Source organism: Variovorax sp. OAS795, assembly GCF_040546685.1.
Classification (GTDB): Bacteria; Pseudomonadota; Gammaproteobacteria; order Burkholderiales; family Burkholderiaceae_C; genus Variovorax.
Genome location: NZ_JBEPOH010000001.1, coordinates 2831260 through 2846449 on the forward strand (window position 1 = coordinate 2831260; position 15190 = coordinate 2846449).

A 15190-nucleotide genomic window follows, 5' to 3' on the forward strand; every position below is an offset into this window, starting at 1 on the left:
CTAGCGCAGGCGGGTCTTGCGCACCGCGGGCGCCACCTGGAGGTGGTCGGCCGTCGCGTTGGCCTTCACGCGCTTGGGCGTGGCCGACTTCGACAGCGACGCCAGCGCGACGAACCAGGCCTTGGGCATGTCCGTCGGCAGGCCGATGGGAATGCCGGCGATCTTGGGCGTCTCGTGGAACGGGTGTCCGGGCTCCTGGAAGCCCGGCTCGGTACAGGCGATGCAGGCGTAACCGCCGCGGGTGCAAGACCCCTCTCCGTTCCACAGCCGCGTGTTGCAGTCGGCATGCACCTGCGTGCCCTTGCAGCCCATGTGCTCCATCATGCAGCCCAGGTCGGACGGCTTCTCGGCGCTGGCCTTGAACTCGTAGTATTCATTGCGGGTGCAGCCGTGGTGCACCAGCTGGTCGGCATAGAACCGCGGCCGGTTCAGCGGGTCCAGGTCGGCCGCGGAGAACTGCCCGGCGGCCAGCGCCATGAGACTGTCGATCACCCACCCGGGATGCGTTGGGCAGCCAGCCACGTTGATGACCGGCAGGCCGCTGCCGCTGCGGAAGGATGCGCCGAGCAGGCCGCCCGGACGGTCGTCGTCGTACTGGAGGCCGCAGGCATCGGTCGGGTTGCTCCCTCCCGCGGTGATTCCGCCCCAGGCCGCGCAGCTGCCGATGGCCACGACCTGCCGCGCCGTCGCAGCCAGCCGGCGGACCCAGTCGATCATCGGGATGCCGGTGCCCGCGAGCACATGGAAGCGGCCGGTGTTGTTCGGGCCGCGCAGCAGCGAGCCTTCGATGCACAGCGCATCGACGCGCAGGCGGCCATCGGCGGCGCGCTCGAGCAGGTCGATCAGCTCGCTGCCGCTTTCGAGCGACAGCGACGGATGCCACAGCAGGTTGATGCCGGCGTCGCGCAGCTGGCCGTGGAAGTCCGCAGTGTCGGCGCAAAGAAGCGACATGCTGCAGCCGCCGCAGCCGCCCGATTGCAGCCACAGGACGTTGAAGTTCGGCATCGTGATGTCCATCGGGTCAGCCTTCCAGCCCGAACCGGGCCATCTTGCCACGCAGGCCGACCCGGGACAGTCCCAGTTCCTCGGCCGCGCGGGTCTTGTTCCAGCGGTTGCGCAGCAGTGTCTCGCGCAGCAGCATGGCCTCGATCGCATCGAGCCGCTCCGCCAGCGTGCCGCTGGCCGGCAGGGACGGCGATTGCGCGGTGGCGGTGCGCCCCGCCTGGCCCTGCAGGACGCGCGTCGAGAAGGCGGTGCCGTCTATCAGGTCTTCGGCGCTCAACGCCACGGCCCGCGAGATCTCGTTTCGCAGCTCGCGTATGTTGCCGGGCCAGGGATAGGTCATGAGGCAGGCCATCGCCTCGTCCGAGAGCGCCGCGCCGGGCCGGCCCAGCGCCACGCCCACCTCGCTCACCAGCCGCCGCGCGATCGGCCCGATGTCTCCGCCGCGCTCGCGCAGCGGCGGCACCGTGAGCGTCACGCAGGCCACGCGGTAGAACAGGTCTTCGCGGAAATGTCCCTCGTGCACCCGCTGCTCGAGGTTGCGATGCGTGGCCGCGATGACGCGCACGTCGACCGGCACGGTGCGCGGCGACCCGACAGGCCGCACCTCGCCCTCCTGGAGCACGCGCAGCAGGCGCAGCTGGAATGCGGCCGAGGTCTCGCCGATCTCGTCGAGGAAGACGGTGCCACCATTGGCGCGCTGGAACAGTCCGACGTGGTCTTCGAACGCGCCGGTGAACGCGCCGCGCTTATGTCCGAAAAGCTCCGACTCGAGCAGCGTGTCCGGAATCGCGGCGCAGTTCTCCACGACGAACGGCCCGCCGGCGCGCGGGCTCGCGTAATGCACCGCGCGTGCCAGCAGCTCCTTCCCGGAGCCCGACTCTCCCAGCACCAGCAGGCTGAGGTCGTAGCGCGCGACGCGTGCCGCCAGCTCGCAGACCGCATCGAGCGGGCTGCCGTCGGCGCGCTCGATGCGATCGAAGTCGAAGGCAGTGCGCGCCCGCTCCAGCTTGGTGGAGGCACGGCGCCGCAGCACCGGCGTGCTGGTGCGCAGCTCGAGGTCGAGCCGGTTCATGTCGCGCTGGAGCATCTGCGCTTCGGCCGCGTCGCGTACGGTGTTCAGCAGGTGGTCGGGAATCCACGGCTTGAGCAGGTACTGGTAGATGCCGGCGTCGTTGATGCCCGCGATGATGTCCTCGGAGTCGGTATAGCCCGAGATCACGATGCGCACCGTGTCGGGCCAGCGCTCGCGCACCTCCTTCAGGAAGGTGACGCCGGTTTCGCCCGGCATGCGCTGGTCGCACAGGATCACGCTGACCGGCTGGCGCTCGAGCTGGCGACGGGCCTCGTCCGCATCGCTGGCTGTCAGCACGGTGAACTCCTCGTCGAGCGTGCGGCGGATCGCGTCCTGCGACCGCACCTCGTCGTCGACGACGAGGACGGTCGGCACCGGCGTGGCCGGCATCATCGGGCGCTTGCGGCGTTCATGCCGTCGCGGTGCCGGGCCAGGTGACGCGGCGTCCACGCCATGGGCAGCTTGTGGACGAAGTGATACCGCGCGACATGAAAGCTCGGGTCGAAGCCGTAGAAGTTGCGATGCATGCGTGAAAGCTCATGAAGGCGGTAGTCGGCGAGAGGGCGAGCGGTCTCGTCGGCTTCTCGCCGCCGCGCCTTTGCGGCGATCTGTTGCTCGATATTGTGCGCCGCGGCCAGTTCCGTCGCATGGGTGATTGCCAGTGCCTCGAACTCCGCCGCCGCCGCATCCATGCACCGGTCGATGAGCCCGATCGATTGGGCCTGCGGCGCGCCCAGCGGAAGGCGGCCGGCCATCAGTGCGGCCGCACGCGCTTCCCCCAGGCGGCGCGGCAGGAGGTAGGTCCAGTACTCCGAGCCATGGAGATTGCCCATGTTCCTGTAGTGAGGGTTCAGCACCACGCCGCGGTGTGCCCAGACTTCGTCGGCGGCAAGCGCAAGAAAGGCCCCGCCGGCGCCGGCATTGCCGCGCAGCAGCGCAATCGTCAGCCGGTCGGTGGTGCGGATGATCGCCTCGGCGAGGTCGTCCATTGCCTCGATGTTGCGCATCGACTCGTCGGCGGCGCTGTCGTCCTGGCGGTACGAAGCCGCCTCGATGCAGTTCAGGTGAATGCCGTTGCTGAAGAAGTCGACGCCGCCGGCGAGCAGCAGCACGCGCGTGTCGCGGGCCGCAGCCTCGCGCCACGCGGCCAGGAGGCGCCGGCATTGCGCGGTCGACATCGCGCCGTTGTAGAACTCGAACGACAGGGAGCCGACACGAGCGCCCGGCGCGCCGAACTCCTGGTAGCGAATCTCGCCCCACTCGTCGCTCGCACGCTCCAACGGAACGTTCATGGCGGGTAGCGCCTCGAAGGCCGCGCCGAAGGCAAGATCGCAGGGCAGCTTGAAGGCCTTGCCGCCACAGGCGCCGGCAAGGCTGGCGTGGCCGATCCAGACCGCGCCGTCGATCGTGCGCCGCAGCACGGCCCCGTCGCGGCGGCCGATCAACGCGCCGGGCGGCGAAGCGTCGAGTGCATCCGGCGTGGCGGCATGCGCGTCGAACACGCGGCATGGCTGGGCGAAGAGCTCGTCCTGCACGCCGGGATGGCCGTCGGCGCTACGGATCTTCGCGAGCACGGTGGCTGTCGTGTCCTTCGACCAGTCGATGCGGCGTTCGGCTTGGGGCAGCGGGCCGCGCCAGTTGGAAGCCGTGGGCGAGGCCGGGCTCTCACGGCAGGTGCCGCCCGCCGCGAAGATCGCCACGGCGCGCAGCACCGCCTCCACGGCCGCCTCGGTCACTTCGCGCCGGTACAGGCTGCCTTTGGCGGCCGTCCGCATCGGGAAGGCTGCGTGCGTCCACACCGGGCCCGCATCAAAGGCCTCGTTCGCCTGCAGCACGGTCACGCCCCAGGCGGGCTCGCTGTCGCGCACGGCCCAATCGAGCGCCGCGGGCCCGCGGTCGCCGACCGGCCCGGGGTGCACGACGAGGCAGGGCTGGCGCTGCCACACCGCAGGCTGGATCATCCGTTTCAGGAACGGTGCGATCACCAGCGCGGGGCGGAACAGCTCGATCGCCTCTTCGGTGACGCCGTCGGCAATGTCGAGCTCGACCGAGACCTCGTGGCCCAGCGCCCGCAACGCGCAGAACAGGCGCTGGCTCAGGCTGTTGAAGCTGTGGCACAGCAGCAGGATGCGCAGGGGGGCCGGCGTCATCTCAGCCACGCAGTCCGGCCAGCACCTGCGCGGCACCGGCCTTGCCCAGGTACAGCGCGAGCCGTGCCTCGATCGTGCCGAGCGCGGCGTTGTAGGCGGCGGCCTGAGTGGCCGCCGTGAGGGCTGCGGCGATGATGGGAGCATCGGGGCCGAAGTGCGGCCCCAGCCTCGCGATGGCCTCGCGCTTCAACGGTTCGAGCCGATCGGACTCGTCCATCGGCGGGACGGATGGCGCCGGCACCGGCTGAGGCTCCGGGGCTTGGATCGCGGGCCGCAGGAGGTCGACCAGGCCGCGCTGGCGCAGTTCGCGGATCAGGACGTCGGCGTCTGGCCCAAGCTTCGCGCGCAGCGCCTGCATGGTGTCCTGGCCATTGACGAGGATCAGCGCCGTTCGCGCCCGGCCGGCCGTCGACCGTTCGGCCAGCGCCGCACGGCCGGCCTGTGTCTTGACGAAGATGCGCTTGGAGGCGTGGTCGTCCATGTTTGGGCGGCGCCAAGCTGGCCATTCAGCAGATGCGCGGCAACTGCTCGCCGCTCAGCCAATCGACGACGCGCCGGCCGCCGAAGCTGGTTTCCATTTGCACGAAGCGGTGGGGGTCCTCGGTGACGCTGCCGATGCGCACGGCGTTCGCGCCGAGCGGATGCGCGCGCATCGCCGCCAATACCGCGTCCGCGGCGTCGGGTGCGCAGATCGCGACCAGCTTGCCTTCGTTCGCGACATAGAGCGGATCGAGCCCGAGCAGTTCGCAAGCGGCCTCGACCTGCGGCAGCACCGGGATGGTCGCTTCGTCGAGCAGCATGCCCACGTTCGACTGGCGCGCAATTTCGTTCAGCGTGGTTGCGAGGCCGCCGCGCGTCGGATCGCGCAGGACACGCACACCGTCCGAGGCCCTGAGCATGGCCGCCACGAGGCCATGCAGCGCGGCGCTGTCGGAAACGACCGTTGTTTCGAAATCCAGCGATTGCCGCTTCGAAAGCACGGCTACGCCATGCTCGCCGATCGTGCCCGAGAGCAGGACCGCATCGCCCGGGCGCGCGTTGGCACCCGAAATGTGGACGCCGGCGGGGACGACGCCGACGCCGGTGGTGCTGATGAACACGCCGTCGCCCTTGCCCTTCTCGACCACCTTGGTGTCGCCGGTCACCACCGGCACGCCGGCCGCGCGCGAGGCCGCGGCCATCGAGTCGACGATGCGCTTCAGGTCGGCGAGCGGGAAGCCTTCTTCGAGGATGAAGCTTGCGGCGAGGTAGAGCGGCACGGCGCCGCACATGGCGACGTCGTTGATCGTGCCGTGCACCGAGAGCGAGCCGACGTCGCCACCGGAAAAGAACAAGGGCGATACGACGTGGCCGTCGGTCGCCATCACGAGCTTGGCACCCACCGGAATCGCCAGCGCCGCGCCGTCGTCGCCTTGTCGAAGGTACTCGTTGTCGAACGCGGCAAGGAACAGCTCCTCGATCAGCTGCGCCGCGGCCCGCCCCCCGGCCCCGTGGCCCATGTCGACGCATCCGCTGCGGATGTCGAGCGGACGGATGTAGTCCTTCTTCATGCGGCCACCTCGACTTTGACCGCAATGTCCTTGAAGCGCCCGTACGAGTAGTGCGCGGCGCATGCACCCTCCGACGACACCATGCAGGAGCCGACCGGATTCTCCGGCGTGCAGACCGTACCGAAGATCTTGCAGTCGGTCGGTTTCTTGACGCCGCGCAGGATCGCGCCGCACTCGCAGGCCTTGTTGTCCGGCACCGGCTGGTAGCCCAGGCCGAAGCGGCGCTCGGCGTCGAATTCCGCGAACGCCGGGCGGATCTTGAGCGCGCTGTACGGCACTTCGCCCAGCCCGCGCCATTCGAAGCTGTTGCGTAGCTCGAACACCTGCGAGACCAGTGCCTGCGCATGCAGGTTGCCGTCACGGTTCACCGCGCGGGTGAATTCATTCTCGACTTCGGCACGGCCTTCGTTGACCTGCCGCACCAGCATCAGCACCGCCTGCATCACGTCCAGCGGCTCGAAACCGGCGATCACGACGGGTTTGCGATATTCCTCTGCGAAATGCTCGTAGGGCGCCGATCCGATCACGATGCTGACGTGTGCCGGCCCGACGAAGCCGTCGATCGGCACGGTGCCGAACTGGCGCACCTCGGGCGATTCGAGAATGTGCGTGATGGCCGAGGGGGTCAGCACATGGCAGCACAGCACGCTGAAGTTCTTCAAGCCTTCCTGCTGCGCGGTGCGTATCGTCAGCGCGGTCGGCGGCGTGGTGGTCTCGAAACCGATGGCGAAGAACACCACTTCGCGGCCGGGCTCGCGGCGCGCGATCTCGAGCGCGTCGGCGCCCGAATAGACCATGCGGATGTCGCCTCCGCGGGCCTTCGCGCGAACGAGCGAGAGCCCGCCGGAGGCCGGCACGCGCATCGTGTCGCCGTAGGTGCAGACGATGGCGCCGCGCTCGAGCGCGAGCTGGATCGCCAGGTCGATGCGCCCGATCGGCAGCACGCACACCGGGCATCCCGGACCGTGGATCATGCGCACGTTGTGCGGCAGCAGCTCGCCGATGCCGTAGCGCGAGATCGCGTGCGTGTGGCCGCCGCAGAACTCCATGAAGCTGTATTGCCGGGCGGGCTGCGCTTCCGCGTGCAGACGGGCCTGGATCTTCTTCGCGATGGCGCCGTCGCGGAATTCGTCGATGTATTTCATGGCAGGGCCGCCTCATTGGCAGCGGCGAGCTCGGACAGCGTGCCGAACATGGCCAGCGTACGGCGGGCCTCCTCGGGATCGATCCGGCCGATGGCGTGGCCGACGTGCACGATCACGTAGTCGCCGACCACCGCGTCGGGCACCAGTGCGACCGAGATTTCCTTGCGGATGCCGCCGAGCTCGACCAGCCCCAGCGCGCCTGGGCGCAGTTCGATCAATTGGGTGGGAATGGCTAGGCACATGGCATGGCTTCTCGTGAGGTGGGGGAGGGGGCGTGGCACAGGCCATGGGCGGCGACCCAGGCCTGGCCCAACGCCAGGGCCGCGTCGCCGCAGCCCAGGGCTTTGGCCGACACGGCCCGAAGGCCGTGCGCCTGGAGCGCCTGCGTCACGCGGCTGCGCAAGATTGCATTGAAGAAGCAGCCGCCGCCCAGGCAGACGGTGCGGCATCCGGTCTGGCGCGCTGCTGCGGCAGCCCAGCCCGCCAGGCCCTGCGCCAGCAGGATGTGGAACCAGGCGGCCGCCTCGTCGGCATTGCGCTGCGGCTCCGGCCAGGCGAACAGCTGCGCGAGCAGCGGGCGAGGATCGAGATACCGCAGGTGGTGGGTGTCGGGCCAGAGGGCCGTTTCCGCGATGTCGTGCCGGGCAAGCCAGCGTGCGGCTGCCGCTTCGAGGGCCACCGCGGCCTCGGCCTCGTGGGCCTGCCGAATGCTCAAGCCCAGGGCACCGGCCGCCGCATCGAACCAGCGGCCGGCACTGCTTGTGGTGGGGCAATTCAATCCCGTGGCGAGCATGCGCTGCACGCCGGTCGCAAGCCCAGGCCCGACGCTCGGCGAGAAGCGGGCAGCAATCCGGTCACCGGCACCGAGCGCGTGCAGGGCGGACGCCGCCATGCGCCACGGCTCGCGTGCCGCGGCATCGCCGCCGGGCAGCGCCAGCGGCCACAGGCTTCCCAGGCGCTCCCAGCCATGGCCGCTGACCCGCAGCAGTTCGCCGCCCCAGGCGGTGCCGTCGGTGCCGAGTCCGACGCCGTCGAGCGCCAGGCCGATGACGGGTTCGTCCAGGCCGTGTTCGGCCATCACCGCCGCGATGTGCGCATGGTGGTGTTGCACCGCGATGGCCGGCACGCCCCATTCGTTCGCCAGCGCGATGGCGATGCGCGTGCTGTAGAAGTCGGGATGCAGGTCATGCGCCACGGCCGCCACCGGCGCCCGGGCTTCGCCCGCGAGTGTCCGCAGTGAGGCCTCCAACTGGCGGCAGGCCGTGGGGTCCTGCAGGTCGCCATGCAATGAAGACCAGCGCACCTGCCCATCTTCGAACAGGCATGCGGTGTTCTTGAGCCAGGCCCCGCTGGCCAAGATGGCGGGAAGCGGCTGTTTCATCGGCTTCAGTGCGCGAGGTGGCGGGCGTCGCCACCCGCACCGGCGAGCCAATCGAGCCAGGCGGCCATGCCTTCGCCGCTGGTGGCGGACAGCTGGAGGACCTCGATGGCCGGGTTCACGCGGCGCGCGCCTTCGATGCAGCGTGCCACGTCGAAGCGCAGGTGCGGCAGCAGGTCGGTCTTGGTGAGCACCATCAGCTGGGCGGCCGCGAACATGTCCGGATACTTGAGCGGCTTGTCCTCGCCCTCGGTGACCGACAGCAGCACCACCTTGGCGGCCTCGCCGAGGTCCCAGAGGGCTGGACAGACGAGATTGCCGACGTTCTCGATGAACAGCAGGCTGCGCTCGTCCACATGTGAAGGACCGTGTGCATGGTGGTGCAGCTGCGCGAAGGCCTGTTCGATCATCGGGGCGTCCAGATGGCAGCCCTTGCCGGTGTTCACCTGGATGGCCGGGACACCGGTCGCGCGGATGCGCTCGGCGTCGAAGCTCGTCTGCTGGTCGCCTTCGATGACCGAAATGGCCAGGGCCGGATGGCGCGCCCGCAACGCATCGATGGTGGCGCACAGCAGGGTGGTCTTGCCCGACCCGGGGCTGGACAGCAGGTTGAGCGCATTCACGCGGTGCGCGGCGAAGTGGCTGCGGTTGCGCGCGGCAATGCGGTTGTTCTCGCCCAGGATGTCGGCCTCCAGCCGGATCGTGCGCTCCTGGCTCAGGCCCGGCACCGATACGCGCGCGGCGCCGGCACCGAAGTGCAGGTCGCCCGGGGGAGCGTGAACGTGCCCATGATCATGGCCGTGATCGTGATCGTGATCGTGATCGATCTCGGCGCATCCGCAAACGACACACATGGTGGAGTCTCCTTATGAATCTTCGACTTGCAGTTCGAGCACGCGCAGCTCGGTGCCCCCCGTGGCCTGAAGCTGGTGGCTGCGGCAGCGGGGGCAGGCGTCGCCGCGCCGCGTGATCTCGACGCTGGCGCCGCAAGGCATGCACCATGCGGTGCCGGGCGGTTCGAGGATGTCGATCGACGCACCTTCCAGGCAGGTGCGCGGTGCGATCGCCTCCAGCGCGAAGCGCAGGGCGCGCGTCTCCACGCCGGAGAGTTGTCCTGCTTCCAGCCGCAGGGCGGTCACGCGGCGGAATCCCTCGCGGCGTGCCGCGTCTTCGACGAGCTTGAGGATTCCGCCGGCCAGGCTGGCTTCATGCATGGGGCAACTCCGCGGTGGCTGTGCGCGACTCGACGGCGAAGCGCACGCACGGATCGTACGCGGCCATCAGGATGCGCAGCAATGGCCCGGCCTCGCGGCCCTCGGCCGGCATGCGCTCGAGGGCGTGCGCCACGGCACCGAGGGAATGAAAGTTCCAGTCGGTCGGGGCCACGATGTCGTAGCCGGCCACGCGCCGGTCGGCGGGCCGCCCGTCGATGCGGGCGCGATGGATCAGCAGGCCTCGGGCGGTTTCGACCCACGCCAAGCCTTCACCGGTAGCCGTCTGCAACGCGCCGGTCGCGAGCCACGCGGCGCCACCGCGCTCGGGTGTGTCGGACAGCGACAGGCGCACCAGATCGGCGATGCGAGCCCCCAAACGTTCCCATGCGCTCGCAGGCGGCTCGGCACGCAGGTCGTGCAGGCGGGTCCAGGTTCCGGTCTCGGCGCACTGGCCCCGCCAGGTAGGCGCGGCGGCTTCGAAGGCGGTGCCCAGTCCGGCCGCGAGGGCATGCAGGTCCGCCGGGTTGCCGTGGGGACGCAGCGGCGCGGCTGGCCGCAGGGTGGTCGTCCCGAAAGGAGCGCACGCATCCAGCAGCGCAGGCAGCCAACCGCGCCCGCGCTCGCACCACTGCCCAAGCCATTCCGCGGGCTCGCGTTCCCACAGTGCCAGCCAGTCGGACGGCGAGACGCCCAGCAGATCCGCGAGCCAGGCAACGCCTTCTGCGTCACCCTTCGACCCCGCGCCGTCCGCCAGCCACGGACAGCCCAGCAATGATGTGCGGCTGCTGTCGGCCCATGCGGGCATGGCGCCGGGTACGTACAGCTCGACCGGCCAGTCCAGGCCGATGCGCAGCGCGTGGTCGCGTGCCGTCTCCCGACGCAGCGCGCGCCGCTGCGCAGGCGATGCAATGGCTTCCTGCCCTTGCGCCGCGGACAGCGCCAGCGTGGCGCACAGGAGATGCGCATGGCCGCACAGGGTGAACAGGCTGGCCAGAAGGTGCGGCGCCTCGGCCGGGGACCGCCCTGCGAGCAGCACGCCGGCGAGCGCGCGGCGGTTGCTCGCCAAGTTGTGCGGGCGCTGCAGGCCCGGCCTCACCCGCAGCGTGCCGGCAAGGGACTGGAGCGTGGTCACGGCGCCTGCCTTTGCGTGGCACCACGGCCGAGCAGGAAGCTGCGCCGCGCCGGCGCGGCCACCCCTGGCTCCATTCGGGCGACGAGGGGCCGGCGCAGCTGCGCCAGCATCGTCGAGGCGGTGGCGATCGCATCGGCCTGGGTGCCAAACTCGAACACGGGCGAGAACAGCGAGCAGGCCTCGAACGATCCGAAGGCGTCTTCGTGCGCGCCGGTGAAGGCGAACTGCTCCTGTCCGACGTGGCGCAGCCGGCTCGTCCCCACCCGTGCCGGCATGTCGTGGCGCACGAGCGGGAACCGCACGAGGTTCATGAACCAGGGCGTCACCAGCACGCCGGCCGCATGGGCGGATTCCGGAGTGCCCTGCACCGCATCGGGCCCGCGCGAGGGTTCGAGCCTGAAGTCGACAGCCTCGACGCGCAGTGCGTTGTTCATGAAGGGCAGGCCGGCCATGCGGGCACGCGCAATGCCATCGAACAATGCTTCGAAGGCGCGCGTGCGCAGCGTCAGTTCGTCGTGTCCGTCGCCGTGGGTGTGGGTCATGGGCCGTCCACGTTGTCGAGCACCATGAACTGGTCGGCGTCGCCATCGCATTGGGGGCAGCGCCAGTAGGCCGGCAAATCGGTGAAGGCCGTGCCGGCAGCGATCTGCCAGGTCTCGTCGCCCGCTGCCGGGTCGTACACCCACCAGCAGATCTTGCATTCGAGCCGCGCCGACGCGCCCAGCTTCGCGCGGTCGCCCAGATAGCTCCCCTCGAAGCGCCCAGGGCCGGCCGTGGTCACGTGCTCTCGATCCACTGGAGCACCTCGGCCAGCCGCTCATGGGAATCCTCCAGGTCCTCGCGCGCGGCCTGCGCGACGGCCGGCAGGTCGCCCACCTCGACCGTGTTCAGGATCACAACGTCCTGCGAGTTGTAGTAGACAACGCGCCAGCAGTTCGGCATGCGGGTGTTCGAGATGCGGCAATTGCCATAGCCGCGCGACAGGATGAGCACGCGGCCGGTGCCCAGGTGATGGTCGAGAAAGCCGATGTCCTCCACCGACATCGGCAGCAGCGTGAGGTTGATGACCTGCGCGGGGCAGCCCGGCGCCCAGGCGCGCCAATGGTCCTCGATTTCGGCCAGCAGGGCGGGCGCGTTCTGGACGTTGGGCGGCAGCGGACCGGACCACCTCGGCACCTCGGGCGCAACGTCCTCGCGCGCGACGGCTTTCAGTGCATCGGGGATGGCGCCGAGTTCGATGCTGTCGCTCGCGACGACGCCGTCGAGCGATCCGACGACCCGCCAGACGCCGGCGAAGACAGACTCCTGCACACGCAGCTCGCGCGGCGGCGTGCCCTCGTGCAGCACCAGGGCGCTGACTTCGCCCTCACCGAGGACCTGGTTGACAAGGGCAAGATCGCCCGGATCGAGGCCGTCCAGCGCGGTACGGCGGTTGCCGCCTTCGCGGCAGACGGTTTCCAGCTTCGAAAGCGCATCTCGCAGCGCCGCGCACGCCAAGTGGTGAGCGGCGAGCTCCTCGGGCTCCGGCAGGGCCGGCGCGCGGAAGGTTTCCATGCCCTGCGGCATGGCCATGTAGGCAAGCTCTTCTTCCTCGGGCTGCGAGCCGGGGCCGATGGTACGCACAGGAATCGGAAAGTCTTTCATCATGCGGCCCTCAGTGGCAGGCGTCAGCGGCGCCGGTGGCGCTCACCACCGGAATGCCGATGGTCGGGGCGCGACCCACCGGGCTCGCCAAGGCGGATTCGACCCGTTGCACGAACACGTCCCAATCGTGCATGCCCGACACGGTGCCGACATAGCCGCCATCGCGCAGGAACAGCAGCGTGGGCCAGCGCTGCGAACCGAAGCGGCGCGCAACCTTGTCCTCCAGGTCGCGCGGCACGACGGCCACCGCAAAGCGACCCGGGAAGCTGCGCATCAGCTCGGGCAGCACCGCGGCCACGTCCTGCCCTTCGGGAAAGCGCACCGGATCTCCCGCGAACAGCACCACGCGGTCGCCGCCCAGCGCGGACCAGGCATCGATGCTCTGGTCGTCAACCCAGGTCGCGCCAAAGCCCTCGACCAGCCGCGCGATGAGCGCTGAGCCTTCGCGGCGGGGTTCGGGCTGCTGGACCGGAAGACGCACGAGCGTCTCGGTGCCGGTGGTTTCGAGTGTCATGAAGGGCTTTCGGTGGGTTCGTGGGCAAGGCGCGTCGGCGGGTGGCCGCACAGCGCGAGAAGTTCCTGCGTGCTCGCGGCGGAAGGGAGGGCGAACGCAACCGCGGTGTCTCCTACGGCACCGGCCTGCGCTGCCGCGAGCAGGTCGAGCGTGGCGTCGATCTCGGCAGCACGCCGCGAGTCGATGCGCTCGCGAACGCTGTCGAGGAAGACCAGCACCCAGTCCCCGACCGCGGGTTCGGCCACCAGCAAGGTCCGGACGCGGCGCTGTTCGCCCCGCCCGCGGCAGATGGCGTGCCCCGGCTCGACAGCGACGATCTGCATGGGAATGCCGATGCACATGATTCGCTCAGGCCGGCTGCCCGGCGAGAGCGGGCAGAAAGCGTTCGTCGCCGAGCCGGCAGGCGGCGTCCTCGTCGGGCCGTTCGGCCTCGTAGCGATCGAGATCGAGCTGGCGGAAGGTCACGGCCTCTGGGCTGGCCAGCGGATGGCGGCGCGGACGCGGCACGGCGCCCCAGCGGCGCAGTTCGTCGACGCCGAGCGCGAGCGCGTCCTCCATCGCAAGCTTCACGCAGGGGCGCAGGCTGCCGCCGTAGTCATCGAGTTCTTCCGGCTGGCAACCGACGAGCAGCACGCGCTGCGGATAGCGCTCGGTGAGTTGCGCCAGCATGAGAACCTCCTGGAAGCCGGTCTGGTGCAGGCTCATCTTCTTGGCACCCATGAAGCGCGGCACTTCGTCGTCCTCGATCAGCTTGAGCGTGCCGGCGGGCAGGCCGTAGTCGATCGCGTCGAAGATCAGCAGCCGGGTGGCCTGCTGGACGTGCTGGATCAGGTAGAGCCCCTGCGTGCCGCCATCGATCAGCGCCACATGCGGCGCGAACTCGTAGCGCCGCTGCAGCGCCTCGACACAGCGCACACCGAAGCCCTCGTCGGCCCACAGCACATTGCCGATGCCGAGCACGCAGATCGTTTCATCCGGGGCCATGTGCTCAGTCCTTGAACGTGCGGTGGCCGGAGATCATCGTGCTGACCACGCTGGAGCGGCCCATGATGTCTTCGCGGATGGCGGCATACACATGCACGATCACGAAGACGATCAGCCCCCACATGCCGAGGTGGTGCCAGGTGTGTACGTCCTGCGACTGCCCGAAGAGCGGGACGACCCAGCCGAACAGCCGGTCCTGCCATGAGCCGCGCTGGGCGCCTTCCGCATAGAGCGCAAAGCCGGTGACGATCATGAAGATGCACAGCAGCAGGAAGCCGAAGAACATCGCGAAGCGCGCCAGCGGGTTGTGGCCCACATAGCGGCCCGGCCGTGCGCTGACGAACGCATACCACTTCGCCATGCCCCAGATCTCCTGCCAGTAGATGCGCTGGAAGACCGGAACCCAGAACAGCTCGCGCGCATGGTGGTTGCCGACAACGGCCCAGTAGATGCGCCCGAGCAGGCCGACCGCGAGCACATAGCCCGCCGCGAAATGCGCGAAGCGGATGTAGCCCATCAGGAAGTTCGCACTGGCCTCGCCGGGCTGGGTCGGCAGCGGGGAGCCGATGAAATACCCGGTGAGGGCCAGCACGGTGATCGCGAGCGCATTGATCCAGTGCCAGATCCTGACCGGTGCCTCGTACACATAGACCGATTTGATCGACTGGCCGTGCGCCACGCTGCTGTCGTCGGCGCTGCGCGCCGGGACCGGGGGGGATGAAGTCGTGTTCATGGCGTGTTCCTGCGGTGGTGCGCACCGGCCTCAGAAGCGCGCGGCGAGCATGAGGAGCCCGCTGCCGGCGATCAGCGCGGTTGCGGTGCGCCAAGCCCAGCCCGGCAGGCGCTGCAGCGAGGCGCCGGCCCACAGGCCCACGAGGTGCAGCAGCGTCGAGGCGGCCATGAAGCCGGCTGCATAGGCCACGAACGAGTGGCCCCCGGCCAGCTCGGCGCCATGGGCTTGCCCGTGGAGCACACCGGCCATCGCGACGAGCGCGAAGCCGGTGGCCGGCGCGATGCGCCTGGCATTCAGCATCAAGAGCGCGAGCACGACCACGCTCAGCGCGATGCCGGCCTCGACCCATGGCAGGCCGATGCCGCCCGCGGCCAAGGCGGCGCCGGGCAGCAGCGTCGCAAGGAAAACCGCCGGGCCGGCGGCTCGCCATGCCTTCGGCAGTGCGACCACCGACCACATGCCCACCGCCACCATGGCAAGCAGGTGGTCGAGGCCGCCGAAAGGGTGGGCGAGTCCGGCCGCGAAGCTTTCCGCGCCGTGGCCGGGATGGGCTTGCGCCGACGAGGCCATCGCGAGTGCGGCCACAACGGCCAGGCTCTTGGCGACGGACACCCGAACGCGGGCGTTGCGTGTTGTCTGGTTCTGCATGTGCTTGTCTCCGTTCCTTGA

The 15190-nt window shown here is 69.8% G+C and carries 19 protein-coding genes; all 19 read right to left on the reverse strand.

From position 1 onward, the window contains the following. Genes ABID97_RS13585 through ABID97_RS13675 form a run of 19 tightly spaced genes read right to left on the reverse strand, consistent with a single transcriptional unit; the run spans position 1 to position 15169 of the window. Positions 1 to 1017 carry an NADH-quinone oxidoreductase subunit B family protein gene (locus tag ABID97_RS13585; protein WP_354398989.1) on the reverse strand — a complete coding sequence of 339 codons (1017 nt, stop codon included), beginning with the start codon at positions 1015 to 1017 and terminating at the stop codon, positions 1 to 3. A gap of 4 nt (positions 1018 to 1021) precedes the next feature. After that, positions 1022 to 2470, reverse strand: a complete 1449-nt coding sequence (locus tag ABID97_RS13590) for a sigma-54-dependent transcriptional regulator (protein ID WP_354398990.1) — start codon at positions 2468 to 2470, stop codon at positions 1022 to 1024. Then, positions 2467 to 4227, reverse strand: coding sequence for a hydrogenase maturation protein (locus ABID97_RS13595; RefSeq protein WP_354398991.1), 1761 nt, complete (start codon positions 4225 to 4227; stop codon positions 2467 to 2469). The genes ABID97_RS13590 and ABID97_RS13595 overlap by 4 nt, the downstream gene beginning before the upstream one ends. Position 4228: 1 nt before the next feature. Further along, entirely contained in the window at positions 4229 to 4708 is a 480-nt protein-coding gene (locus tag ABID97_RS13600) for a hypothetical protein (RefSeq protein WP_354398992.1), read from the reverse strand. A 25-nt stretch (positions 4709 to 4733) separates the two neighbouring features. Further along, positions 4734 to 5777, reverse strand: coding sequence for a hydrogenase expression/formation protein HypE (hypE, locus tag ABID97_RS13605; RefSeq protein WP_354398993.1), 1044 nt, complete (start codon positions 5775 to 5777; stop codon positions 4734 to 4736). Next, a complete protein-coding gene (hypD, locus tag ABID97_RS13610; RefSeq protein WP_354398994.1) occupies positions 5774 to 6922 on the reverse strand; it encodes a hydrogenase formation protein HypD in 1149 nt (382 codons plus the stop codon). The genes hypE and hypD overlap by 4 nt, the downstream gene beginning before the upstream one ends. Next, complete coding sequence (locus ABID97_RS13615) at positions 6919 to 7164, reverse strand: HypC/HybG/HupF family hydrogenase formation chaperone (protein WP_354398995.1); 246 nt, start codon at positions 7162 to 7164, stop codon at positions 6919 to 6921. Before ABID97_RS13615 ends, hypD begins: the two co-directional genes overlap by 4 nt. Further along, complete coding sequence (locus ABID97_RS13620; RefSeq protein WP_354398996.1) at positions 7155 to 8303, reverse strand: Kae1-like domain-containing protein; 1149 nt, start codon at positions 8301 to 8303, stop codon at positions 7155 to 7157. Before ABID97_RS13620 ends, ABID97_RS13615 begins: the two co-directional genes overlap by 10 nt. Before the next feature lie 5 nt (positions 8304 to 8308). Continuing rightward, complete coding sequence (gene hypB, locus ABID97_RS13625; protein ID WP_354398997.1) at positions 8309 to 9154, reverse strand: hydrogenase nickel incorporation protein HypB; 846 nt, start codon at positions 9152 to 9154, stop codon at positions 8309 to 8311. A gap of 12 nt (positions 9155 to 9166) precedes the next feature. Beyond that, complete coding sequence (gene hypA / locus ABID97_RS13630; RefSeq protein WP_354398998.1) at positions 9167 to 9514, reverse strand: hydrogenase maturation nickel metallochaperone HypA; 348 nt, start codon at positions 9512 to 9514, stop codon at positions 9167 to 9169. Further along, complete coding sequence (locus ABID97_RS13635; RefSeq protein ID WP_354398999.1) at positions 9507 to 10646, reverse strand: hypothetical protein; 1140 nt, start codon at positions 10644 to 10646, stop codon at positions 9507 to 9509. Before ABID97_RS13635 ends, hypA begins: the two co-directional genes overlap by 8 nt. Then, positions 10643 to 11188 (reverse strand): [NiFe]-hydrogenase assembly chaperone HybE, encoded by a 546-nt coding sequence (gene hybE, locus ABID97_RS13640; RefSeq protein WP_354399000.1) that lies wholly within the window; start codon positions 11186 to 11188, stop codon positions 10643 to 10645. Before hybE ends, ABID97_RS13635 begins: the two co-directional genes overlap by 4 nt. Further along, positions 11185 to 11427, reverse strand: coding sequence for a rubredoxin (locus ABID97_RS13645; protein WP_354399001.1), 243 nt, complete (start codon positions 11425 to 11427; stop codon positions 11185 to 11187). The genes hybE and ABID97_RS13645 overlap by 4 nt, the downstream gene beginning before the upstream one ends. Then, the gene (locus ABID97_RS13650) at positions 11424 to 12290 is read right to left on the reverse strand and encodes a hydrogenase expression/formation protein (RefSeq protein WP_354401763.1); all 867 of its coding nucleotides are present in this window, start codon (positions 12288 to 12290) and stop codon (positions 11424 to 11426) included. Before ABID97_RS13650 ends, ABID97_RS13645 begins: the two co-directional genes overlap by 4 nt. Positions 12291 to 12300: 10 nt before the next feature. After that, positions 12301 to 12804: a thioredoxin domain-containing protein gene (locus tag ABID97_RS13655; protein WP_354399002.1), complete on the reverse strand. Its 504-nt coding sequence runs from the start codon at positions 12802 to 12804 to the stop codon at positions 12301 to 12303. Further along, positions 12801 to 13145, reverse strand: a complete 345-nt coding sequence (locus ABID97_RS13660) for a HypC/HybG/HupF family hydrogenase formation chaperone (RefSeq protein ID WP_354399003.1) — start codon at positions 13143 to 13145, stop codon at positions 12801 to 12803. The genes ABID97_RS13655 and ABID97_RS13660 overlap by 4 nt, the downstream gene beginning before the upstream one ends. Positions 13146 to 13152: 7 nt before the next feature. Then, the gene (locus ABID97_RS13665) at positions 13153 to 13788 is read right to left on the reverse strand and encodes a HyaD/HybD family hydrogenase maturation endopeptidase (protein ID WP_354399004.1); all 636 of its coding nucleotides are present in this window, start codon (positions 13786 to 13788) and stop codon (positions 13153 to 13155) included. Positions 13789 to 13792: 4 nt separating this feature from the next. Further along, positions 13793 to 14521, reverse strand: coding sequence for a Ni/Fe-hydrogenase, b-type cytochrome subunit (gene cybH / locus ABID97_RS13670; protein WP_354399005.1), 729 nt, complete (start codon positions 14519 to 14521; stop codon positions 13793 to 13795). A gap of 30 nt (positions 14522 to 14551) precedes the next feature. Continuing rightward, positions 14552 to 15169: a HupE/UreJ family protein gene (locus tag ABID97_RS13675; protein ID WP_354399006.1), complete on the reverse strand. Its 618-nt coding sequence runs from the start codon at positions 15167 to 15169 to the stop codon at positions 14552 to 14554. Positions 15170 to 15190 lie beyond the last annotated feature (21 nt).

Excerpts from the sequence above, each read along its gene's own strand:
- ABID97_RS13650 (WP_354401763.1), bottom strand. The coding sequence starts at position 12,290 with ATGAAAGACTTTCCGATTCCTGTGCGTACCATCGGCCCCGGCTCGCAG.
- ABID97_RS13595 (WP_354398991.1), bottom strand. The coding sequence starts at position 4,227 with ATGACGCCGGCCCCCCTGCGCATCCTGCTGCTGTGCCACAGCTTCAAC.
- hybE (WP_354399000.1), bottom strand. The coding sequence starts at position 11,188 with ATGACCCACACCCACGGCGACGGACACGACGAACTGACGCTGCGCACG.
- cybH (WP_354399005.1), bottom strand. The coding sequence starts at position 14,521 with ATGAACACGACTTCATCCCCCCCGGTCCCGGCGCGCAGCGCCGACGAC.
- hypE (WP_354398993.1), bottom strand. The coding sequence starts at position 5,777 with ATGAAGAAGGACTACATCCGTCCGCTCGACATCCGCAGCGGATGCGTC.
- ABID97_RS13660 (WP_354399003.1), bottom strand. The coding sequence starts at position 13,145 with ATGTGCATCGGCATTCCCATGCAGATCGTCGCTGTCGAGCCGGGGCAC.
- ABID97_RS13615 (WP_354398995.1), bottom strand. The coding sequence starts at position 7,164 with ATGTGCCTAGCCATTCCCACCCAATTGATCGAACTGCGCCCAGGCGCG.
- hypD (WP_354398994.1), bottom strand. The coding sequence starts at position 6,922 with ATGAAATACATCGACGAATTCCGCGACGGCGCCATCGCGAAGAAGATC.
- ABID97_RS13590 (WP_354398990.1), bottom strand. The coding sequence starts at position 2,470 with ATGATGCCGGCCACGCCGGTGCCGACCGTCCTCGTCGTCGACGACGAG.
- ABID97_RS13620 (WP_354398996.1), bottom strand. The coding sequence starts at position 8,303 with ATGAAACAGCCGCTTCCCGCCATCTTGGCCAGCGGGGCCTGGCTCAAG.
- hypB (WP_354398997.1), bottom strand. The coding sequence starts at position 9,154 with ATGTGTGTCGTTTGCGGATGCGCCGAGATCGATCACGATCACGATCAC.
- ABID97_RS13665 (WP_354399004.1), bottom strand. The coding sequence starts at position 13,788 with ATGGCCCCGGATGAAACGATCTGCGTGCTCGGCATCGGCAATGTGCTG.
- ABID97_RS13600 (WP_354398992.1), bottom strand. The coding sequence starts at position 4,708 with ATGGACGACCACGCCTCCAAGCGCATCTTCGTCAAGACACAGGCCGGC.
- ABID97_RS13585 (WP_354398989.1), bottom strand. The coding sequence starts at position 1,017 with ATGGACATCACGATGCCGAACTTCAACGTCCTGTGGCTGCAATCGGGC.
- hypA (WP_354398998.1), bottom strand. The coding sequence starts at position 9,514 with ATGCATGAAGCCAGCCTGGCCGGCGGAATCCTCAAGCTCGTCGAAGAC.
- ABID97_RS13675 (WP_354399006.1), bottom strand. The coding sequence starts at position 15,169 with ATGCAGAACCAGACAACACGCAACGCCCGCGTTCGGGTGTCCGTCGCC.
- ABID97_RS13655 (WP_354399002.1), bottom strand. The coding sequence starts at position 12,804 with ATGACACTCGAAACCACCGGCACCGAGACGCTCGTGCGTCTTCCGGTC.